Origin of the sequence: Streptomyces sp. NBC_00878, assembly GCF_026341515.1 — a bacterium.
In the GTDB taxonomy this organism is placed as follows: domain Bacteria; phylum Actinomycetota; class Actinomycetes; order Streptomycetales; family Streptomycetaceae; genus Streptomyces.
Map to the genome: position 1 here is coordinate 10,088,974 of NZ_JAPEOK010000001.1, position 20,624 is coordinate 10,109,597.

The window sequence follows — 20,624 nt, forward strand, 5'->3', positions numbered from 1 at the left end:
TTCGCGAACGTTCTCGTGAGTCCTCGAACATTCCGGATGCCCGCGCGCATCACCTCATGCCGGTGTGAGACCGGGCCAAGCCTCCGCGGCGAACCGCTCGAAACGCGGCAACCAGGTGGAGTGATGGATCCGGGCCACGGACGCGGGGAAGGCGGAGAAGAGACGGTCCGCGTCAGCCACGGACACCCCGTCGCACAGCCACGGCAGGACGAATTCCAGCCTGCCCTGTGCCGCCTGCGCCGCCAGTACGAAGGACTCGACCCGTACCCAGTCGGCGGTGGTGAACGAGTGCTGTGCCCGCGACAGGACCTCCGTCTCCTCCCAGAGGGACAGGGCCGACATCTCGTCGTGGAACCGTCTGAAGGGGAACTGGGCGGACGACGTCAGGCCGTGGGCCCGAAGCGCCTCGGTGAGTCTTCGCCCCGCTTCCGCCTGTGCGACCGCGAGTGACTCGTATCGGGTTTCCATCGATGCGACGACGGAGTCGAACTCCGTCCCCTTCGACAGCAGAAGACTCCAGAACACCTCGCTCATGGCTCGGTGATGTCCGGTCATGACATCGGTGAGGGTGTCCCACCACCGCACCAGTGCCTCGGCGCGGTCACCGGACACCCGCGCGCCGGAGGCGAGCAGCAGCCGAAAGCGGGCCAGCTCCCGCAGATACCGCTTGTTCATCAGCGGCGTGAACACCACGTCGGCCTGTTCCAGCGTCATGCCGACCGTGGGAGGGTGCGGAGGCGGGTCCAAGTGATCGGCCATCAGGGCTCCTTGCGCGGGAACGGGGGCGTCATGGAGGGACCTGGTGTTCCTTCCAAGACACCCAGCCCACCTGGTGTGCCTGTCCTGCGCCTTTCCGGCCGCTGTCCACCTTCCTCAGCAGAAGGCCGCCAGCACGGACGGCGAGACCGACAGCCGCTCGTGGAGGGGATATCTCCGGGCCGGCACAGTGTGTGGCCGCTCCGTGATGTCGGCCAGAAGACAGCTGACCGCGTTCCGGGTGAGCGGCTCCATGACCTGATCGGTCAGGTGCCCGACCGCGAGAAGGATTTCGTGCGGGTCCGCGCCCTCGGCACGCTCCGTGTGCGACGGCGGCACACAGGCGGCGAGTCCAACACCCGCCACCGCCTTGCGGTTGCGAGGAGAGGTCGATGACGACCAGACCTCCCGGAAGACGGTCTCGGCCTCGTCGAAGCGCGACTGGCCGACCAGGACCACACCCCGCAGGTTGGCGACGGCGGCCCCGAGGTCGTACGAGATGAGCTCGGCAGCGACCTTCTCCACTTCGGACAGCCTCCTGTCCGCCGAGTCGATGAGCCCCTCTCCCACATCGAGGAAAGCGAGCCGCAACGCCCGGTAGGCCCACCGCGAACGAGCGCCCATGGACCGGAGGACACCACTCGCCTCGCTCCACAGCGCCCGGGCCGCTTCCCTCCTGCCGACGCTCTCCTCGGCGTCGCCGCAGGCCGTGAGGCAGACCGACAGGGTGATGGGGTCGTCGACGGCCTTGGACACCTCGATGCCGGTCAGCGCGTGCTCCCGTGCTGCATCCGCGTCTCCCGCGTGCAGGCAGTAGGTCGACCAGGCGTAGTGCAGGGCGACCCGGTCCCAGCCGAACTCCGTACCGGCGATCCCCGCGTCCGCTGCCGCGAACCGGGCCTGCCAGCCCTCCTCGGCGGCAAGCCGCGCGTGCAGGGCATCCCAGACAGGACCCACGACGGCCAGATCCGGATTGCTCGCACTCCGCCAGGTGTCCGTGTATCGCTCCTCATACTTCAGTGCCATGTCATGTCGTCCGGAGACATGGTTCAGCCAGGCCTGCCAGACGAAGACATAGCAGAGCGCCCACTCCTCCTCCGGTGTCGGCCTCCGGTGATCGACCGAGGTCCGCATGGCCGCGTCGTAGGCGTCCAGCGTGCGGGTCAGCCTGTCGATTCCCTCTTCTTCGCGGCCGAGGATGTACCAGAAGTATCCGAGAGTCGATTCGAGACGCAGCGCGTCGGTGACCCGCCCTGTGTGCGTCATGAGTTCGGAGGCGACTCTGAGATTGGCGGACTCCGCGGCGACACGGCGGGACCAGTACGCCTGCTCCGGCGACGGCATGCCCTTGTGGCCCTGTCTGACGAACCCCAGCGACCAGGCGATGAAGCGGGCCTGGGCCGGCGGCAGGTTTCCCTCCGCCTCAAGCTTCGCCAGCGCGTACTCGCGTACCGTCTCCAGCATCTGGAAACGGGTCCCGCCGGGGGTGCGCACGGTGAAGATCAGCGACTTGTCCACCAGTTGACCCAGGACGAGAAGAACGTCGGCGGCTTCCTTCGATGCGGATTCCGACTCCGACTCCGGCTCCAACGCCGGCTCCGATTCAGATTCCGAATCAGATGCTGACTGTGGCAGTCCGGCCTTCTCCGCGTCCTCGATGGAGCACCCGGCCACGCGCAGGGCGAGTTCGCCCAGTACGAGTTGCTCGGAGGTGCTGAGCAGTGTGTAGCTCCAGTCGAGAACCGCACGGAGAGTCCGGTGTCGCCGAGGTGCGGTGCGTTCTCCCTTGACCAGCAGGGCGAATCGATCGTTCAGGCGTCGGTCGATTTCCGAGACGGACAGCAATCTCACGTGTGCGGCGGCGAGTTCGACGGCCAGCGGAAGTCCGTCCAGTCGACGGCACAGTTCGATGACCTCGTGGTCCTCTGCCGCGCTCCGGTCGAACGACGGGTTGATCATCGAGGCCCGGAGAGCGAAGAGTTGTGCTGCCTCCTCCGCGGCCATCGGTTCCACCGGGAAGAGCACTTCGCCGGACGTACTCAGCGGTTCTCTGCTGGTGGCCACGATCGTGGTCGAAGGACAGGTGGCGAGTAGCTTCTTCACGAGAAGCGCGGTTTCGTCGAGGAGATGTTCGCAGTTGTCGAACGCCAGGATCGCCGTGCGTTCTTTGAGATAGGAGACGATCCGCTCAAGAGGGTTCAGCGGATGCTGGTCCGCCGTGACCGAACTCTCGGACAGGCCGAGCGCGGCGGCAAGAGCCGACAGCACACCACCCTTTCCGACGGTCACGAGGTCGATCCACCAGACGCCCGCGCCGTTGCCCGGTTGCGACAGAGCCTCCAGTGTGAGCCGAGTCTTGCCCACCCCTCCTGGGCCGACGGCCGTGACGAGACGCTGACGGCCGATTTCCTCCCGAAGGCTCCGCATCATGCCGACGCGTCCCACGAACGCACCAGGCGGAACTGTCAGGTTCCCTTCCGTCGCCCTGGGGGCCTGCGGGCTGCCGGACACCTCGCCGGGTCCCTTCAGAGCCGGATCCTGCGAAAGAATCGCCATGTGCAGCGCGCCCAGCTCGGGAGACGGGGCGAGTCCGAGCTCGGAGTCCAGGAGATTCCGACCGTTGTGGAAGACGTCGAGTGCCTCGGCCTGCCGTCCGCACCGATACAGCGCCAGCATCAGCTGACTACGCGGCCTTTCCCGCAGGGGATGCGCGGCGACCAACTGCGACAGTTCCGCGACGAGTTCCTCGGCCTTTCCCCATTCCATTCCGGCGGTGACGGCATCCTCATGGGCGGTGAGCCGGAGTTCCTCCAGCCGGGCGCGCGCCGCGTCGAAGAAAAGACCGCTCATGTCCTCTAGAGCGGGACCCCGCCACAGTGCCAGTGCGTCCCGCAGCAGTTCTTCGGCTTCCGAGTAATTCCGTTCCCTGAGTTTTTCCCGGCCGCGGCGGATGCGATCCTCGAATTCGGCGACATCGTTGCGGTCGTGTTCCGAAAGGATCAGCTGATAGCCGCCTGCCTGCGTGACCAGCCGCCCTTCTTCGCCTCGGGCGGCGAAGGAAGTACGCAGTTTTGTCATCTGCACCTGGAGGGCGTTGGCGGGATTTCTGGCCGCCCGCTCGCCCCACAGTTCATCGATGAGAGTCTCGCTCTGGACCGGACGCCCCTCGGCCAGGATCAGCCTCGCGGTGATGGCACGCCCCAGGGGACCAGAGAAATCAATCGGGGACCCGTCGGACGCGATCACTTCAAGGTGCCCGAGCAATCGAAAATGCATGTGCTTTTTTAGCACGGCCGTACGAGCTGCAGCGCCACTGCCCCGACCGAACCGGTTCCTGGGATGAGTGAACCCGGTCCGGGAGCGGCCCGTACCGGCAATGTGACGAGTCCGGTGCATGGCTCGTCCGAGGGCGGTCCGCCCATCCATGCCTTGTGTCCGTCCGCTCGTCAGCGGCGCGCCGACCTGACCCATGTCCGGCGGAGAGCATCCGCGTGACGCGGTCACCCAGGCCAAGGCTCCGTAAGTGTTTCGTCTTCGGAGGAATGACATGCCGAGCAGTTCCGCAGAGCAGACCCTGGCCGTCCAGGTGGTCGACAGCATGGAGCGTATGAGCGGGAAATACCCGGGACACCGCCGGTCCAGTGCCCGGGGGGCCTGCTTCCGGGCCATGTTCACGCCCACCGGGGCCGCGGCGGCCCTGACCACTGCCGCACATCTGCAGGAGCAGCCGGTTCCGGCCACCGTACGGTTCTCGAACTCCGAGGGAAATCCGCACACCCCCGACACCGCCGCGGTCACCCGCGGCATGGCCACCCGCTTTCACCTGCCCGACGGCGGTGACACCGACCTCATCGCCCTCACCGTCGCCCGATTCGTCGCCTCGACCCCCCAGGAGTTCCTCGAACTCACCGAGGCCCTGCGCCCCGACCCCGTCACCCAACGGCCCGACCTGGACCAGGTGTACGCGTTCGTCGAGGCCCACCCCCACCTGGCCGAGGCCGCCGCGCAGCAGCCGCCGATCCCCGTCAGCTACGCCACCGCCGCCTACTGGGCCATCCATGCCTTCATCTGGGTCGACGCGGACGGCGCCAGGCAGGCCGTGCGGTATCGCTGGGAACCGGCGGCCGGACGCATCGACCTGACCGCCCGTGATGCGGCCACCCGCACCGACCACTACCTGACCGACGAACTCCACCAGCGCCTGGAGCAGGCACCGGTGGCGTTCAACCTGCGGATCCAGCTCGCGGAACCCGACGACCCCACCCACAATCCCACCATCGTCTGGCCCGACCAGCGCAAGGAGATCACCGCCGGGCGACTGGAGATCACCGCACCCGCCGACGACCAGGATCTCCGGGACACGCCGGCCTTCAACCCCACCCGTGTCACCACCGGCATCCAGCTCTCCGACGATCCCATCCTCGCTTTCCGCGCCCACGCCTACGCCGAATCCCACCTCCGGCGCAGTCACAACCAATAGAGCTCAGCTGGAACGGGACCGTTCGCCGTTCGCCGACGCGGGCGACGCGCAGCAGCCGGGCCGCACCGATGTGTGAACCTTCTTGGTACATCCGACGTTTGATGTGACGTCAGCACATACCGCGCCCCCACCTGACAAATGTTGTCGGAGTGACTCGACGAGCGCTCCGGGGGCCCGACGAATGGATGGACTTGAACCAGCAGATTCGGATGGACTCGAACAAACAGGTCACGAGATCACCCGGCCGGCGAGGACTGGTGCGAGGCGCCATGGTGGCGTCCTGCGCGGTGGCCCTGGCCACCGCGGGGGCGGTACCGGCAAGCGCCTCGGCACCCGCATCGCGCACCGTGAACTACGTCGCGCTGGGCGACTCGTACGCTGCCGGCCCCGGTATCCCGACCCAGGTCGACACCACATGCGCGAGGTCCGACCAGAACTACCCGTCCCTCCTCGCGACAGCGAAGAGCTGGCAGCTGACCGACGTCACCTGTTCGGGGGCCACGACGACGGCCCTGGCCGGACCCCAGGGCTCGAAGCCCCCGCAGCTGGACGCGCTCGGCGCGGACACGGACGTGGTCACCCTGACCATCGGCGGCAACGACATCGGGTTCTCCAGCAACCTGGCCACCTGTGCCCGGCTGACGTCCAGCGACCCGACGGGCAACCCGTGCAAGACCTTCTTCACGAGCGGCGGCACCGACCAACTGGAGCAGCGCGTCAACGACACCGCTCCCAAGATCGCCGCGGCGGTGGACGCCATCAAGCAGAAGGCTCCGCGGGCCAAGGTCCTCGTGGTCGGCTATCCCGACCTGTTCCCGGAGGACGGTGTCGGCTGCACCAGTTCCGCGATGCCGCTGGCCGCCGGTGACTTCGCGTATCTGCGGGACACCGAGAAGAAGCTCAACGCGATGCTCGCGAGCCAGGCGTCGGCGAACGGCGCGGGCTATGTCGACACCTACACCCCGACGATCGGGCACGACATGTGCAAGCCCGCCGGGGAGCGCTGGATAGAACCCCTGGTCGCGCCGGCCCCGGCCGCGTCGGCCCACCCCAACGCCCAGGGCCAGCAGGCCATGGCCACCGCGGTGGAGCATGCCATCCACTGCGTTCCGTACCGCCGCCGCTGACCTGAACCGAAGGGGGGCGCGCCAGCTGTCCCGGTGAGAGCCCGCGCCCCCATTCCCCCCGGTCGACCGGTTGTGAATTCCTGCGAATCCTTGTGAACCCCTCCATGTGTCTGTACGTAGCCAGTGCAGTGCCTGTGGCGATGCCGCGGGCCCACGGTTCGTCGACACGTCGAATGGATGGACTCAATGATCAGATCAAGGACCGCGGTTCGACTCCCGCTCGGCGGTCTCGCCCGCTCTCTCACGAGGCGCGGGCGAGCGCTGGGCGTGGCGCTGGCCCTCGGCGCGTTACTGGCGTCGGGCACGACAATGACCTTTGCGGGTACGGCAGTTGCCGCGCCCGGTGACATCAGCTGCCCGTCCGCGGCATGTGTGCGGGTGGCGACGGGGCTCGGTGGCGCGGCTTATGCCGTTCCCGACAACGCGGGCTCGGTGTATCTGACGTACGGATCAGGCGAGTTGCGCAAGGTCGACCTGGCCACCGGAGCGGTCAGCACGGTCGCCAGCGGTCTGGGCAACCTCCGGGGAGTCGCCGTCGCGGACGGCAGCGCGTACATCACCAGCTTCGACGGCACTCTTCAGCAAGTCTCTCTCGCCACGGGCAGTCGCCGTACGCTGGCCGCCGGCCTGCGCCCGCTCTTCGGCGTCACCCGCAACGCCGACACCACCTATGTCACCGACGGCGAGGGAGCGATCATCGCCGTCCCGGACGGCGGGACACCGCGCGTGGTGGCCACGGGCATCGGCCACTCCCAGGGCATCGCGTTCGACAAGGCGGGACTCGCCTACACCGCGGACATGATGACCGGCCGCATTCTTCAGACGAACCTGGCCACCGGTACGACGCGGGCGCTGGTCAGCGAGGCCTACGAACCCACGTCGATCTCGGTCGCCGCCGACGGACTGGTCTACTTCCAGGTCGGCGACGGGGTGAAGCGCCTGAACCCCGGCACCGGGGTCCAGTCCCACGTCACCAACATCGCCGGGATCAACTCCTTCGGCTTCTCACTGACGGCGTCCGGGGACGCGTACGCCGTCGATGCCATCGGCGGCCTGTGGAAGATCGCCGGCCTGACGTCGCGATGAGCCGCTAGGCGTTCCGGCGCCGGGCAGTCCGTGAGACCCCGGTCCTCCAGTGACCGGATGAACGTGTACTTGATGACAGGAGAAGGCACATGACAGCTCTGACAAGCGACTACGTCGTCGTCGGAGGCGGCACCGCGGGCTGTGTGCTGGCCGCGCGGTTGTCGCGGGATCCGGGGACGCGTGTGGTGCTCCTCGAGGCCGGCGAGTCGAGCGGCCCGGCGGAGATGTCGTACCCGGATCCCCTGGCAGCCTTCAGCCTGTGGGGTTCCTCCGTGGACTGGGCGTACTCCACGACGGCCCAGCCCGGCACCGAGGACGCCGTGCACCCGTGGCCGCGGGGCAAGGTGCTCGGCGGGTCGAGTGCCATCAACGGCATGGTGCACCACCGCGGGCACCCCGACAGTTACGACGTCTGGGAGAAGCAGGGGGCGACGGACTGGAACTACGACTCCCTGCTGCCGTTCTTCCGGCGGAGTGAGACGGTCGAGGGACGCGACCCATACGTGCGTGGCACCGACGGCCCCATGCGCATCGAGGCGATCCCGGCCCCGAACCCGCTCGCCGAGGCGGCCTTCTGCGCCGCGGCCGAGGCCGGGCACACACCATTGGAAGACGGCAACGGCTGGGTCAGTGAGGGCGTGTCGTGGCGGGAGACGAACGTCGCCGAAGGCCGGCGGCAGAGCGCTGCCGACGCCTATCTGCTCCCTGTCCTCGCCAGGCCCAACCTCACAGTGATCACCGGGGCGCATGCTCGTCGGCTCCTGGTGGAGGGCGGGCGCTGCCGAGGGGTGGAGTACACCGTTGCCGGTGAGGTACGAACCGTTCTGGCGGACCGGGAGACCGTCCTCGCAGCCGGCGCGATCGGGTCCCCGCAGCTGCTCATGCTCTCCGGTATCGGTCCCGCGGATCACCTCCGGGAAACCGGTATCGAGGTCCTGGCCGATCTGCCGGGGGTCGGCGGCAACCTCCACGACCACGTGACCAGTTACGTCGTCCACACCTCCGACCAGCAGCCACCGAGCGGCCCGACCGCCGAGGTGCAGGTGCTCACCCGGAGCTCCGCCGGTGTGGCTCCCGATCTGCTGCTGCTCTTCGCCGGAGCGGCGCTGCGGCCCAGGTGGACGGGGGCGGACCCCGGCGGCCACTCCATCCTGTTCTCCCTCATGGACCCCAGCAGCCGGGGCACCCTGCGCCTGCGGAGTGCGGACCCCGCCGCGCCTCCGCTCATGGATCCGGCCTACCTCAGTGACGACCGCGACCTCGACCGACTCGTCGTCGGTCTGCGCCTCGCGCGCGAACTCGGCGGGACGAAGGCGCTCGCGCCGTGGCGGACGGGCGAGTCCTTCCCGGGTGCGGACGTCCAGGACGACGAATCCTGTCGCGCGTACCTGCGGAGCACGGCGAGCACCTACTTCCATCCCGTGGGGACCTGCCGGATCGGCACGGACGAACTCGCCGTGGTGGACCCGCAGCTGAGGGTGCGGTCCGTCGCGGGACTGCGCATCGCCGATGCCTCGGTCATGCCGTCCATCGCGTCGGCGCCCACGAACGCGACCGTCCTCGCCATCGCCGAACGAGCGGCTCACTTCATGACCGGCTCCCCGGGGCTTGTCCCGTAACGATCTTCGAGCCGCTGGGGGTGAAGCGGTCTGCTTCGTTGCCAGGGCCAAGGCGATGGCATCCACCGGACCAGGCTCGGCATCGCGCGCCTGCCCAACCTCACGGTCACCGGGGCAGATGCCACCACCACCCTTGCCTTCATTGAGAACCAAGGTGATGTACGACCCGGCGGGCCCGCTGGTGCGTTCGGAAAGTTGGTCCGCCGACCGCACCAGCGGGCCCGGCCGCTGATCAGCGAGGACGAGCCGGGATTCGGTGGCCTCGATCAGGCTCCGCCAGTTGCGGACCCTGGTCGGTCTCCGGGCGGAAAGGGACCGACCCGAGCCGGGGTCACCCCGGGCCGACCCCACGCCAACCCGAGCCGGGGCCACCCCGAGCCGACCCCACGCCGAGCTGAGCCCACGCCGAGCCGGGTCCAGCGGCAGGAGGAGCGCCCTCCCGGCATGTGTCCGAATCGAAACATCCGCCCCACGGCCTCCGGAGCGGGAGCGACCGCAGGGGCTACTTGTCGGTAAGTGCCAGCAGTCCTGCACTTCTTCCGCCACGCCACGCGCTGCCATGACGCTCCGTTGTGCAAACGATGTCTCGAAGCCGCCAGCTTCTTTGGCTGAAAGTATTGACCGGGCAGAAACCGCAGTGCAAAGGTTTGCGCACTCTGAAGGCCGGATTCACGAAGGAGTGCCATCCATGCGCCTTTTGTTCTGTTCGAGAAGATCCGCCGTACGTCTGGCCGCCCTGCCCGCGGCGGCCCTTCTGCTCGCCGCCTGTGGCTCCGGCGGGGACAGTGGCACCGCCGATGGCGGCAAGACCGTCTACATGCTCCTGCCCAACACCACGACCGTGCGCTTCACCACTCAGGACGGCCCCGACTTCAAGGCCGCGATGAAGAAGGCCATGCCCGATGTCAAGGTCGTCATCCAGAACGCGGAGAACGACCCGCAGAAGCAGGTCCAGCAGGTCGAGACCGCCGTCTCGGGCGGCGCGTCCGCGATCGTGCTGGTCGCCGCCGACCCCTTCATCGCCGGCGGCGCGCTCCAGAAGGCCTCCACCGCCAAGGTTCCCGTGCTGCTCTACGACCATGACGCCCGTGGTGGCGAGGCGGCGGCGCAGGTCGTCTTCAACTCGCTGTCGGTCGGCCAGAACCAGGGCAAGGACGCCGCCACGGTGCTCGCCGACGGCACGGCCGCCAAGCCCAAGGTCATCGCTCGCATCTACGGCAACCAGGGCGACTACGGCACGGGCCAGTACAAGAAGGGCCAGGACGAGTCCATCAAGCCGCTGGTGTCGGCGGGGAAGGTCAAGGTCGCCTGCGAGACCTACACGCCCAACTGGGATCCGGCCAAGGCGCAGTCCGAGATGGAGCAGTGCCTGACCAAGACCGGCAACAAGATCGACGCCGTGGTGGTGATGAACGACGGCACCGCCGGCGGTGTCATCGCCGCGCTCAAGGCCCAGGGGCTGACCGGCAAGGTACCGGTGATCGGCGGCCAGGACGCCGACCTGCAGGCGGTCCAGTACATCCTGCTCGGCTACCAGTACAGCACCGTCTACAAGCCGTTCAAGCTGCAGGCGTCCAAGGCCGCCGAACTGACGGTGCAACTGCTCAAGGACGGCAAGATCGACAAGAGCGCCATCGACGGCTATGTGGACAACGGCTTCATGAAGCCCGGCGTCCCCGCGGCCTTCCTCCCCGTACAGGACCTGCACGCCGACACCGTCGGAACGCTCGTCAAGGACGGGGTCTGGACCTGGAAGCAGATCTGCACGGGTCCCGCCGCAGCCACGGAGACCTGCAAGAAGGAAATGGGATGAGTGAGGCAACGGCCGCCGTGACCACGGCGGCCCCGCTCCTGGAACTCCGCCAGGTGGTCAAACTCTTCGGCGGCGTACATGCCCTGGAAGGGATCGACCTCACCGTCGGCCACGGCGAGATCGTCGCCGTGGTCGGCGACAACGGAGCAGGCAAGTCGACCCTGATGAAGATCATCTCCGGCCTGCAGCCCGCAGACGGAGGCGAGATCCTCTTCGACGGCAAGCCGGTCGAGCTGCGCCGCCCGGTGGATTCCACGGCGCTCGGCATCGAGACCGTCTACCAGGACCTCGCGCTCTGCGACAACCTCGACACCGTACAGAACCTCTTCCTCGGCCGGGAACAGACCGGCTCCCTGCTGCGAGGCGCGCGACTGCGCCGCGCGGACATGGAGCACCGGGCACAGGAAACCATCCGCCGACTGGGAGCGAAGATCCCCTCCCTGCGCACTCCCGTCGGCCGTCTCTCGGGCGGCCAGCGGCAGTCCATCGCCGTCTGCCGCTCCACCCTCTCCGACCCGCGGCTCGTCCTGATGGACGAACCGACGGCGGCGCTCGGCGTCGAGCAGCGGACCGGCGTGCTCGACCTGATCCGACGGCTGCGCGCCGAGCACGGTTGCGGAATCGTGCTGATCTCGCACGCCCTGCGCGATGTCCTCGATATCGCCGACCGCATTGTCGTACTGCGCCTGGGCAACAAGGTCGCCGAGTTCGACAACCGTGAGGGGACCACCAACTCGGACCAGCTCGTCGCCGCCATCACAGGAATCTCGGCACCATGACCACATCGAACAAGTCGCCCGCGGAGGCCCCTTCCTCCCCGCCGCCGCTCGTCGCGCGCGTGGAAGGCCGCCAGTCCCGCCGCCGGATGGCGCTCGAAGCCATCGCCGGACGGTACCGATTCGTGCCCGTCGTCCTCATGCTGGCCGTGATCTGGGCCTTCTTCACCGCCCAGGACAGCGCGTTCCTGGGCAACCGCAACATCACCAACCTGTTGGTGCAGATCGTTGTCACGGCGACGATCGCCCTGGGCATCGTCTTCGTCCTGCTGCTCGCCGAGATCGACCTCTCGGTCGCCGCCAACAGCGGAGCGGCTGCGGCACTCACCGCGATCCTCGTGGTCAACCATGCCTGGCCCACCTGGCTCGGCCTGCTGGTCGGGATCGCGGCCGGGGCGGCGGTCGGGCTGATCCAAGGAGCCATCGTCACCCAGTTCGGGGTGCCGTCCTTCGTCGTCACCCTGGGTGCCCAACTCATGCTGCTCGGCGGGATCCTGGTCCTGCTGCCCGGCGGCACCGGACAGGTCAGCCTCTTCGGCACCGGCATCGCCACGCTGTCCAGCACCTACCTGCCACCCGCCCTGGGGTGGGCACTCATGGCCGCGGGCATCGCCACGTTCGTCCTGCTGCGCCTGCTGTCCCTGGGGGAGTCCCGACGCCGGGGCATCAACACGAGCGTGGTGCGCGATGTCGTCGTCCCCGGCATCCTGGTCGGCGCCGCCAGCATCACGGCCGTGGCGGTGCTCAACAGCTATCTCGGGGTGCCCCTCCCCGTGGTGATCCTCTTCGCGCTGCTCGCCGTGTTCAGCTACATCACCACCCAGACCCGCTTCGGCCTCCACCTCTACGCGGTCGGCGCCAACCCGGACGCCGCCCGCCGGGCGGGCATCCCGGTGGCCCGGGCCAAGATGATCGCCTTCAGCCTGGCGGGTGCGCTGGCCGCGCTCGGCGGCATCCTCGCCGCCTCACGTCTGCTCGGCGTGTCGGCCTCCTCCGGCACGGGCACCGTGCTGCTGGAGTCCATCGCCGCGGCCGTGATCGGCGGGACCAGCCTGTTCGGCGGGCGCGGCAGTGTCTGGGACGCCCTGCTCGGCGCCCTGGTGATCGGTTCCATCTCCAACGGTCTCGACCTGATCGGTGCGGAGACCGTGGTCAAGTACGTCGCCGAGGGATCCATCCTCGTCCTCGCGGCGACTGTGGACTCGATCCTCACCCGTGGCAGTCTCTTTGCCCGAGCGGCCAAGTAGCACCCGCCGGCAGCAGAGACCGCCCTTGTAAGGAGCCCCGATGCCTTCCAGCCAGGACCAGACTTCCGGTCCGGTCGATCCGTCCCGCCGACGCCGTCCCACTCTGACGGACGTCGCCGCGATGGCCGGAGTGTCCGTATCCACGGTCAGCCGGGCGCTGGACGGCAACCCCCGCATCCCGGGGGACACCCAGCAGAAGGTCGTCGAGGCGGCGACCGCGCTGGGCTTCCGGCGCAACATCTCGGCGCGGTCCCTGCGTACCCAGTCGTCCATGCTCATCGGCGTCGTCGTCCCCGACATCGCCATCGCCTTCTACGCCATGGTGCTGAAGGCGGCGCAGAACGTGCTCGAAGCGGCCGGCTACCAGGTCGTCGTGATGAACACCGAACGTGACGCCCAGCACGAGACCGTCGCCCTGCGCACCCTTCAGGACCGCCAGGTCGACGGACTCCTGGTCGCCACCAGCGGCGGCTACGTTCCGGACCGGGGACCGGTCGTCTTCTTCGACCACGTCATCCGGGACACCGGACTGGGCTACGTCAGCCCGGACAACGCCGGAGGCATGACCACCCTCGTGGAACACCTGGCGGTCGTCCACGGCCACACCAAGATCGCTTTTCTGGGCGTGCCGCCCGGTCCGAACGACCGGAGCCAGCGCCTGGAGAACGCACCCGCCACCGAACGGCTGGAAGCCTTCCGCAACGTCATGGGCGGGCGGCGGCTGCCGGTGCCCCCGGAGTACCTGGCCTATGGCGACCACGAGTGGACCGAGGCCAGCGCGCAACAGGCGGTGGCCGGGCTCATGCGGCTGGCCGAGCCGCCGACCGCCATCATCGCGGCAGGCGACACCCTCGCCCTCGGCGCGCTCCGCCAACTGCGCGCCGACCGGCACCAGGTCGGTACGGAGATCGCCCTGGTCTCCTTCGACGACCCGGTCTCCAGCGACCTGCTCGACCCGCCGATGACCGCCCTCGGCCGGCACGACAGCGAACTCGGCGAAATCAGTGCGCGGATGCTGCTGGCCGCACTCGAGGTCCGCAAGTCCGGCGTCGCATCGACGACCGAGCACCCCACCGAGACGCGGGTGCCACTCGACCTGATCGTCCGGCGCAGCTGCGGCTGCGCACCGGAAGCGTCTGAATCGGAGCCTCCACCATGAGCCGACGCCCCGTCACGCTCTTCACCGGCCAATGGGCCGACATGCCGATCGAGGAACTCGCCCGGAAGGCAGGCAAATGGGGCTACGACGGCCTCGAACTCGCCTGCTGGGGCGACCACTTCAACGTTCGTCAAGCCGTCACCGACCCCGGGTACGTCAAGCGGCAGCGCGCACTCCTGGAGCGCCAGGGCCTCAACGTCTGGGCGATCTCCAACCACCTGACCGGCCAGGCCGTCTGCGACGTCCCCCTCGACCACCGGCACCGTGACGTGCTGCCGCCCCACGTGTGGGGCGACGGCGAGCCCGAGGGAGTACGGGCCCGGGCCGCCGCCGAGATGGCCGACACCGCACGTGCCGCCGCCGCACTCGGCGTCACCCGGGTCAACGGCTTCACCGGCTCCAGCATCTGGTACATGCTGGCCGGCTTCCCGCCCGTCTCCGCGGAGACCATCGACGCGGGCTTCGACGACTTCGTGGAGCGCTGGACCCCGATCCTGGACGTCTTCCAGGCCGAGGGCGTCGTCTTCGGCCTGGAGATCCACCCCGCGGAGATCGCCTACGACTACTGGACGACCGAACGCACGCTCGACGCCATGAAGCATCCGGCGTTCGGCATCAACTTCGACCCCAGCCATCTGCACTGGCAGCAGGTCGACCCGGTCGCCTTCCTGGAGGGCCACGGCGACCGCGTGACCCACGTCCACTGCAAGGACGCCACCCGCCGCCTCAACGGCCGCAACGGCATCATCGCCTCCCACCTCCCTTTCGGCGACCCTCGGCGCGGCTGGGACTTCCGCACCGTCGGGCGCGGTGGCATCGACTGGGAGGAGATCATGCGCGCGCTCAACCGCCTCGGCTACGACGGCCCCCTGTCCGTCGAGTGGGAGGACGTCGGCCTTGACCGGGAGACCGCCGCGCCGGAGGCGCTGCGCTTCGTTCGCTCGGTGGCGGCGGAGGCCTCCGACCTGCAGTTCGACGCCGCGTTCAGCACCTCCCGCTGAACCCTCACGTCTCATAAGCAGCGCCTAGGGATTGGTAGTTGTCATGGTGGACACGCTGATCGGCGGTACGTGGACGCCCGCGGACTCGGGCGCCGCCGAGGAAGTGACCTCGCCGTTCGACGGCGCGACAGTGGGTGTCGTACCCGTGGCCGGATCGAAGGAAGTGGAGGCCGCACTGGTGGCGGCCGAGGCGGGCGCGGCCGTCCGGCGCGCCACACCCGCCCACGAGCGGATGCGGACCCTCTTCCGCGCGGCCGAACTCGCCGACCTGAGAGCGGCGCGGACGGCACGGCTGATCAGCGCCGAGACCGGAAAGACGATCACCGAGGCAGCCGGCGAGGCGGGCCGCTCCGGCGACATCATCCGACTGGCCGCCGGCGCGGGCGTCTGTTGGGACGTCGCCCCCGCCGAGGTCGCCGAACAGCCGAACGTGGCCGCACTGCGCACCGAATATGAGGCCGGGCTCGCCGAGCGGAGGTGGTTCGGATGAACTCCTCGCCACTGGACCGCTCGCCACTGGACCACGGCCGCCTGCGCCGACGGCTGGCCGCCGGGGACGCGACCGTGGGCACGTTCGTCGGCGCCGCCGCTCCCGTCGTCGGCGAGGTCTGCGCCGCCGCCGGGGTCGACTGGCTGCTGCTCGACCTGGAGCATGGCGCGGGCGGCGAGGAGCAGGTGCGCGCCCTCGTCCCGGCCGCCGCCGCGTACGGGGTGGCGACCGTCGTGCGCGTCGAGTCCGCGGCGCGCATCCGCATCGGGCGGGTGCTCGACCTGGGCGCGGCCGGCGTGATGCTGCCTCGTCTGGACAGCGCGGACGAAGTCGCCGCCGCGCTGCGGCACCTGCGCTATCCGCCGGACGGCGACCGGGGCGTGGCCACCTATAACCGGGCCTGCCGCTTCGGACTCGACCCCGGAGCGCTGGAACGCGACGAGGATCTTCCCCTCGGTGTGGTGCAGATCGAGTCGGCCGCCGCCCTCGACGACGTAGACAAGATCGCCGCGCTGGACGGCGCCGATGTGCTCTTCGTCGGCCCCCGCGACCTCAGCCACGACCTCGGCGTCCCCGGACAGTTCACCGCGCCCCGCTACACAGCCGCACTGGACACGGTCCGCGCCGCCGCCAAGGCACACGGCAAGGCGTGCGGCCTGCTCGTGAACGACGGAACCGGGGCGGCGGCCCGGATCGCCGAAGGCTGGACCTTCGTCGCCATCGGCTCCGACTCCACGCTGCTCGCCGCAGCCGTCACCGCCCACCTCAACCAGGCACGCACCGCGTCCCGATCCTGAACCCCCCTGGAGCACAACCATGATCAACGGCAAGGACTCCGACGGCTCCGAGGACCCGGCAACGCTCGGTGTGGGCCTGATCAGCGTGGGCTGGATGGGGAGACTGCACACCCGCGCCTACCAGGCCATCCCCGTCGTCTACCCCGAACTCGGCCTGCGGCCGCGACTCGTGCACGCCGCCGACACCGCACCCGATCGAGCGGCCTACGCCCGCGACGTGCTCGGCTACGCCCGATCCTCCGCCGACTACCGCGAGGTCCTCGCCGACCCCGAGGTCGACGTGGTCTCCATCTGCGGGCCCAACCACGTGCACCGCGAGATCGCGGTCGCCGCCGCCGAGGCGGGCAAGCCGTTCTGGATCGAGAAGCCGGTCGGACGGAGCGTCACCGAGACCGCGGCGGTCGCCGCCGCCGCGCGGGCGGCCGGCGTCGAGACCTCGATCGGCTACAACTACCGTGGCGCACCGGCCGTAGAGCGCATCCGCGAACTGGTCGCAGACGGCACCCTCGGCCGGATCACCAATGTCCGCTCCGTCTTCTACTGCGGTTACGCGGCCGAGCCCAAGGGCGCGCTCTCCTGGCGCTTCCGCCGCGAGTTCGCCGGCAGCGGCGCACTCGGCGACCTGCTCAGCCATGTCGTCGACCTCGTCCAGTACGTCGTCGGACCGATCCGCGAGGCCAGCTCGCTGCTCTCCACCGTGTACACCGAGCGGCCCGTCCTGCCCATGGGCTCCGGTACGCACTTCGCCGTCATCGAGGACGGTGAGATGGCGCCGGTCGAGAACGACGACCAGGTTTCCGCGCTGGTCCGCTTCGCCGACGGCCCGTACACCACCGGCGCGGTCGGCACCCTGGAGGCCTCCCGCGTCATCGTCGGCCCGCAGTGCGGACTCGCCATCGAGGTCTACGGCACCGAGGGCTCCGCGTCCTGGAACTTCGAGCAGCTCAACGAGTTGCGGCTCTGCCTCGGGCGCGGCGGACCCAATGTCGGATACACCACGGTCCTCGCCAACGCCTCCATGGGCGACTACGCGCGGTTCCAGCCCGGACCGGCCAACAGCATGGGATTCGACGACCTCAAGGTGATCGAGGCCAAGAAGTTCCTCATCGCGCTGGCCGGCGGCGCACAGCGCAACGCGACCATTTACGACGCCCACCAGGACGCCGAGGTCCTCGCCGCCGTCGCCGCCTCGGCCGAGGACGGACTCTGGCACCCCGTCAGCCCCGTCCCGGACGCCGCCTACGGACGCCGACCACACGTCGAGGCGAGCCATGCCTGATCCCACCGTCGTCGCCCTCGGCAGGGTCGACCCCACGCAGGCACAGGGGCAACTGCGAGGAAAGGCCGCCTTCGTGGCCCACCCGGGGCCGGACGACCTGGCCGCGGCCGTCGGCGCGATCATCCGTGCCGACGCCGTGGTCGACCGGGACGCACTGGACCGGATGCCCAACCGCCGTGTGCCGGCCCGCACCGGGGCCGGCGTGGACCTGGTGGACGTGGCCGAGGCCACCGAGCGCGGCATCGCCGTGGTCGTCACCGCGGACAGCGGCTCCCAAGCGGTCGCCGAGGGCGTCCTGGGCATGGCACTGCACCTGGTCAAACGCTTCGGACCGCTGAACCGGCTGGTACGGGACGGACAGTGGGCGCGGCGCGTCGAGGCCCCCGTCGGCGACCTGCGCGGCGCGGTCATCGGCATCATCGGCTTCGGCCGCTTCGGCCGCTTCGGCCGCTTCGGGCGTATCGGCCGCACCGGGCGCCGGGTCGGCGCGCTCGCGAAGGCCTTCGGGATGCGGGTGCTCGCCCACGACCGGTTCGCCACGCCGCCGGACGCCGTCGACTGCCCCGATCTGAGCGAACCGGCCGCGCACAGCGACGTCATCACCCTGCACGTGCCGCTTTCGGACACCACCCGCCACCTCGTGGACCGCCGGCTCCTGACCGCGGTCACGCTCGGGGCGGTGCTGGTGAACCGCCGTCGTGGGGGACTGGTGGACCTCGACTCCGTACTCGATGCGCTCGCCGCGGGCCGGCTGTCCGGTGTCGGCCTGGATGTCCACGACCCCGAGCCGCCCGTCCACCACCCGCTCTTCGACCACCCCGACGTCCTGCTCACCCCGCACCTGATGGGCACGAGCATCCGCGCCGAAGCCGCGACCTACGCCGACGCGGCCCGAGGCGTCGCCGATGTGCAGGCCGGACGTCGTCCGGCCACGCTTGCCAAGCCCGAGTGGATGCCCACCGGTTGTTCCAAGGAGAGATCGAGATGACACTGCTGGACGACAAGGTCGTGCTGGTCAGCGGGGGCAGCAAGGGAGTCGGCGCCGCGGTCGTCCGAGCCGCGGCCCGGGAAGGCGCGTCGGTGCTCCTCACCGGTCGCCGTGCCGAGCCCGGCGAGGCGCTGGCCGCGGAACTCGTCGCCACGGGAGTTCAAGCCGCCTTCGTCAGGACCGATGTCAGCGACGTGGCGCAGGCGAAGGCGTCGGTGGCCGCCACGGTCAACCGATTCGGGCGGGTGGACTGCCTGGTCAACTGTGCGGGCCTGACCTCACGCGGTTCGCTGCTGGATACCACGCCGGAGCTGTTCGACGAGCACATCGCCGTCAATCTGCGCGCGCCGTTCTTCCTGATGCAGGGCGCCGTCGCCGACATGCTCTCCCGGCAGGCCCCCGGGACGATCGTCAACATTATCTCCACATCCGCGCACTGTGGTCAGCCCTTCCTGGCGCCGTACAGTGCCGCCAAGGCGGGCTTGGCCGGGCTCACCCGTAACGCCGCGCACGCACACCGCTTCGACCGCATCCGTGTCAACGGGCTGAACATCGGATGGACGGACACCGAAGGTGAGGACGCCATCCAGCGAGCCTTCCATGGCGCCGGCGACGACTGGCGCGAACAGGCCGGGAAGAACCTGCCCATGGGTCGTCTGGGCCGGGCGGACGAAATCGCCGAATTCGCCGTCTTCCTGCTCTCGGAGCGTAGCGGAGTGGTTACTGGATCCGTGATCGACTGGGACCAGAACGTGATCGGCGCCATCGACTGAAAGGACGTACGCGGCATGAAAATCGGACTGATCGGGCTGGGGCGGATCGGCGCGTTCCACGCCCAGACGCTCAGCGGCCTGCCGTCGGTGGACACTCTCGTGGTCACGGACGCCGTGCCCGGCCGTGCCGACGACATCGCGGGGAAACTCGATGCCCACGCCGTCGACTCCGTGGCCGACCTGCTGGGCGCCGGCCTGGACGGTGTCGTCATCGCCGCCGCCACCGACGCCCACCCTGCCCTGTTGGAGGCCGCGGTCGAGGCAGGACTGCCCGTCTTCTGCGAGAAGCCCGTTGCCGCGGACACCGCCGAGGCCGCCCGGACGGCCCGCCTGCTCGCCGACCGGGGCGTCCCTGTCCAGATCGGCTACCCGCGCCGCTTCGACGCCGGGTTCGTCGCTGCCCGCGAGGCCCTGCACAGCGGCGCCCTCGGCTGGTTGCACACCATCCGCTCCACCACCCTTGACCCGGCCCCTCCGCCACGCGACTACGCGGCCGTCTCCGGCGGCATCTTCCGCGACTGCAGCGTCCACGACTTCGACGCCGTGCGCTGGGTGACCGGCCGCGAGGTGGTCGAGGTGTACGCCACCGGCGGGAACCGCGGCGAGGAGTGGATCCGCGACCTCGGCGACGTCGACTCGGCGGCCACCGTCCTCACCATGGACGACGGCACCCTCGCCGTCGTCTCCAACACCCGCTACAACGCGCGCGGTTACGACGTCCGCCTGGAACTCCACGGCTCCCGCGACAGCGTCGCCGCCGGGCTGGAGGACAAGCTCCCGCTCCGCTCCGTCGAACCCGGCACCACCTTCCCCGCCGGCGTCCCGCACACCTTCTTCATGGACCGCTTCGCCGACGCCTTCCGCACCGAACTCGCCGCCTTCACCGAGGTCGTCAGCGGCGCTCGCTCGTCCCCCTGCACCCTCACGGACGCGGTCGAATCCAGCTGGGTCGCCGAAGCCGCCACCGCGTCCCTCCGCGAGCACCGCCCGGTCCGCATCGAGGAAGTGCGCGGGTGACGGACAGCGATCGGGCAGGCGAAGGCTCCACTCGATCGCGGAGACAGGCCTCACCGGACATCAAGGACCACTACGTCTCGCCGTACGAACTCGGCCACGGACGCTTCGTCCCGGTCGAGCACGACTTCGCACGGCGGGACGAGCTCAAGGAAGCGGCCGACATGGTGCGCCGCACGAAAGCCCCCCTGCTCCCTTCACACTCGGAAGGCGCCTGAC

General features: G+C 69.5%; 18 protein-coding genes. 16 read left to right on the plus strand and 2 right to left on the minus strand.

The window, feature by feature from the left end:
- Nucleotides 1-54: 54 nt before the first annotated feature.
- Together OHA11_RS43995 and OHA11_RS44000 are read right to left on the minus strand one after the other, a co-directional pair.
- A complete protein-coding gene (locus tag OHA11_RS43995) occupies nt 55-759 on the minus strand; it encodes a hypothetical protein (RefSeq protein ID WP_266506627.1) in 705 nt (234 codons plus the stop codon).
- A gap of 114 nt (nt 760-873) precedes the next feature.
- Complete coding sequence (locus tag OHA11_RS44000) at nt 874-4,227, minus strand: BTAD domain-containing putative transcriptional regulator (protein ID WP_266506629.1); 3,354 nt, start codon at nt 4,225-4,227, stop codon at nt 874-876.
- A 76-nt stretch (nt 4,228-4,303) separates the two neighbouring features.
- Between OHA11_RS44000 and OHA11_RS44005 the strand changes: the two genes are divergently transcribed.
- The 16 genes from OHA11_RS44005 (at nt 4,304) to OHA11_RS44080 (ending at nt 20,623) form a co-directional block, all read left to right on the plus strand.
- Entirely contained in the window at nt 4,304-5,236 is a 933-nt protein-coding gene (locus OHA11_RS44005; RefSeq protein ID WP_266506631.1) for a catalase family peroxidase, read from the plus strand.
- Between the two features lie 209 nt (nt 5,237-5,445).
- Nucleotides 5,446-6,363, plus strand: coding sequence for an SGNH/GDSL hydrolase family protein (locus tag OHA11_RS44010; RefSeq protein ID WP_266506633.1), 918 nt, complete (start codon nt 5,446-5,448; stop codon nt 6,361-6,363).
- 186 nt (nt 6,364-6,549) lie between these two features.
- Complete coding sequence (locus OHA11_RS44015) at nt 6,550-7,449, plus strand: hypothetical protein (protein WP_266506635.1); 900 nt, start codon at nt 6,550-6,552, stop codon at nt 7,447-7,449.
- A gap of 89 nt (nt 7,450-7,538) precedes the next feature.
- Nucleotides 7,539-9,068 (plus strand): GMC family oxidoreductase, encoded by a 1,530-nt coding sequence (locus tag OHA11_RS44020; protein WP_266506637.1) that lies wholly within the window; start codon nt 7,539-7,541, stop codon nt 9,066-9,068.
- Between the two features lie 688 nt (nt 9,069-9,756).
- Nucleotides 9,757-10,881, plus strand: a complete 1,125-nt coding sequence (locus OHA11_RS44025; protein ID WP_266506639.1) for a sugar ABC transporter substrate-binding protein — start codon at nt 9,757-9,759, stop codon at nt 10,879-10,881.
- Nucleotides 10,878-11,660: an ATP-binding cassette domain-containing protein gene (locus tag OHA11_RS44030; protein WP_266506641.1), complete on the plus strand. Its 783-nt coding sequence runs from the start codon at nt 10,878-10,880 to the stop codon at nt 11,658-11,660. Before OHA11_RS44025 ends, OHA11_RS44030 begins: the two co-directional genes overlap by 4 nt.
- Entirely contained in the window at nt 11,657-12,904 is a 1,248-nt protein-coding gene (locus tag OHA11_RS44035) for a sugar ABC transporter permease (protein WP_266506643.1), read from the plus strand. Before OHA11_RS44030 ends, OHA11_RS44035 begins: the two co-directional genes overlap by 4 nt.
- A 40-nt stretch (nt 12,905-12,944) precedes the next feature.
- Nucleotides 12,945-14,063 carry a LacI family DNA-binding transcriptional regulator gene (locus OHA11_RS44040; protein ID WP_266506645.1) on the plus strand — a complete coding sequence of 373 codons (1,119 nt, stop codon included), beginning with the start codon at nt 12,945-12,947 and terminating at the stop codon, nt 14,061-14,063.
- Nucleotides 14,060-15,064 carry a sugar phosphate isomerase/epimerase gene (locus OHA11_RS44045; protein ID WP_266506647.1) on the plus strand — a complete coding sequence of 335 codons (1,005 nt, stop codon included), beginning with the start codon at nt 14,060-14,062 and terminating at the stop codon, nt 15,062-15,064. The genes OHA11_RS44040 and OHA11_RS44045 overlap by 4 nt, the downstream gene beginning before the upstream one ends.
- Nucleotides 15,065-15,107: 43 nt before the next feature.
- Complete coding sequence (locus tag OHA11_RS44050; RefSeq protein ID WP_266506649.1) at nt 15,108-15,554, plus strand: aldehyde dehydrogenase family protein; 447 nt, start codon at nt 15,108-15,110, stop codon at nt 15,552-15,554.
- On the plus strand, nt 15,551-16,351 hold the full coding sequence (locus OHA11_RS44055; RefSeq protein WP_266506651.1) for an HpcH/HpaI aldolase/citrate lyase family protein: 801 nt from the start codon (nt 15,551-15,553) through the stop codon (nt 16,349-16,351). The genes OHA11_RS44050 and OHA11_RS44055 overlap by 4 nt, the downstream gene beginning before the upstream one ends.
- A 19-nt stretch (nt 16,352-16,370) precedes the next feature.
- Nucleotides 16,371-17,630 (plus strand): Gfo/Idh/MocA family protein, encoded by a 1,260-nt coding sequence (locus tag OHA11_RS44060; protein WP_266506653.1) that lies wholly within the window; start codon nt 16,371-16,373, stop codon nt 17,628-17,630.
- Nucleotides 17,623-18,618, plus strand: a complete 996-nt coding sequence (locus tag OHA11_RS44065; protein WP_266506655.1) for an NAD(P)-dependent oxidoreductase — start codon at nt 17,623-17,625, stop codon at nt 18,616-18,618. Before OHA11_RS44060 ends, OHA11_RS44065 begins: the two co-directional genes overlap by 8 nt.
- Entirely contained in the window at nt 18,615-19,391 is a 777-nt protein-coding gene (locus OHA11_RS44070; RefSeq protein ID WP_266506657.1) for an SDR family oxidoreductase, read from the plus strand. Before OHA11_RS44065 ends, OHA11_RS44070 begins: the two co-directional genes overlap by 4 nt.
- 15 nt (nt 19,392-19,406) lie before the next feature.
- On the plus strand, nt 19,407-20,408 hold the full coding sequence (locus OHA11_RS44075) for a Gfo/Idh/MocA family oxidoreductase (protein WP_266506659.1): 1,002 nt from the start codon (nt 19,407-19,409) through the stop codon (nt 20,406-20,408).
- Nucleotides 20,405-20,623, plus strand: coding sequence for a hypothetical protein (locus OHA11_RS44080; RefSeq protein ID WP_266506661.1), 219 nt, complete (start codon nt 20,405-20,407; stop codon nt 20,621-20,623). The genes OHA11_RS44075 and OHA11_RS44080 overlap by 4 nt, the downstream gene beginning before the upstream one ends.
- The last annotated feature ends 1 nt before the right edge of the window (nt 20,624 follow it).

Coding starts and splice junctions, on each gene's coding strand:
- OHA11_RS43995 (WP_266506627.1), bottom strand. CDS start 759: ATGGCCGATCACTTGGACCCGCCTCCGCACCCTCCCACGGTCGGCATG.
- OHA11_RS44000 (WP_266506629.1), bottom strand. CDS start 4,227: ATGGGTCAGGTCGGCGCGCCGCTGACGAGCGGACGGACACAAGGCATG.
- OHA11_RS44005 (WP_266506631.1), top strand. CDS start 4,304: ATGCCGAGCAGTTCCGCAGAGCAGACCCTGGCCGTCCAGGTGGTCGAC.
- OHA11_RS44010 (WP_266506633.1), top strand. CDS start 5,446: ATGGACTCGAACAAACAGGTCACGAGATCACCCGGCCGGCGAGGACTG.
- OHA11_RS44015 (WP_266506635.1), top strand. CDS start 6,550: ATGATCAGATCAAGGACCGCGGTTCGACTCCCGCTCGGCGGTCTCGCC.
- OHA11_RS44020 (WP_266506637.1), top strand. CDS start 7,539: ATGACAGCTCTGACAAGCGACTACGTCGTCGTCGGAGGCGGCACCGCG.
- OHA11_RS44025 (WP_266506639.1), top strand. CDS start 9,757: ATGCGCCTTTTGTTCTGTTCGAGAAGATCCGCCGTACGTCTGGCCGCC.
- OHA11_RS44030 (WP_266506641.1), top strand. CDS start 10,878: ATGAGTGAGGCAACGGCCGCCGTGACCACGGCGGCCCCGCTCCTGGAA.
- OHA11_RS44035 (WP_266506643.1), top strand. CDS start 11,657: ATGACCACATCGAACAAGTCGCCCGCGGAGGCCCCTTCCTCCCCGCCG.
- OHA11_RS44040 (WP_266506645.1), top strand. CDS start 12,945: ATGCCTTCCAGCCAGGACCAGACTTCCGGTCCGGTCGATCCGTCCCGC.
- OHA11_RS44045 (WP_266506647.1), top strand. CDS start 14,060: ATGAGCCGACGCCCCGTCACGCTCTTCACCGGCCAATGGGCCGACATG.
- OHA11_RS44050 (WP_266506649.1), top strand. CDS start 15,108: ATGGTGGACACGCTGATCGGCGGTACGTGGACGCCCGCGGACTCGGGC.
- OHA11_RS44055 (WP_266506651.1), top strand. CDS start 15,551: ATGAACTCCTCGCCACTGGACCGCTCGCCACTGGACCACGGCCGCCTG.
- OHA11_RS44060 (WP_266506653.1), top strand. CDS start 16,371: ATGATCAACGGCAAGGACTCCGACGGCTCCGAGGACCCGGCAACGCTC.
- OHA11_RS44065 (WP_266506655.1), top strand. CDS start 17,623: ATGCCTGATCCCACCGTCGTCGCCCTCGGCAGGGTCGACCCCACGCAG.
- OHA11_RS44070 (WP_266506657.1), top strand. CDS start 18,615: ATGACACTGCTGGACGACAAGGTCGTGCTGGTCAGCGGGGGCAGCAAG.
- OHA11_RS44075 (WP_266506659.1), top strand. CDS start 19,407: ATGAAAATCGGACTGATCGGGCTGGGGCGGATCGGCGCGTTCCACGCC.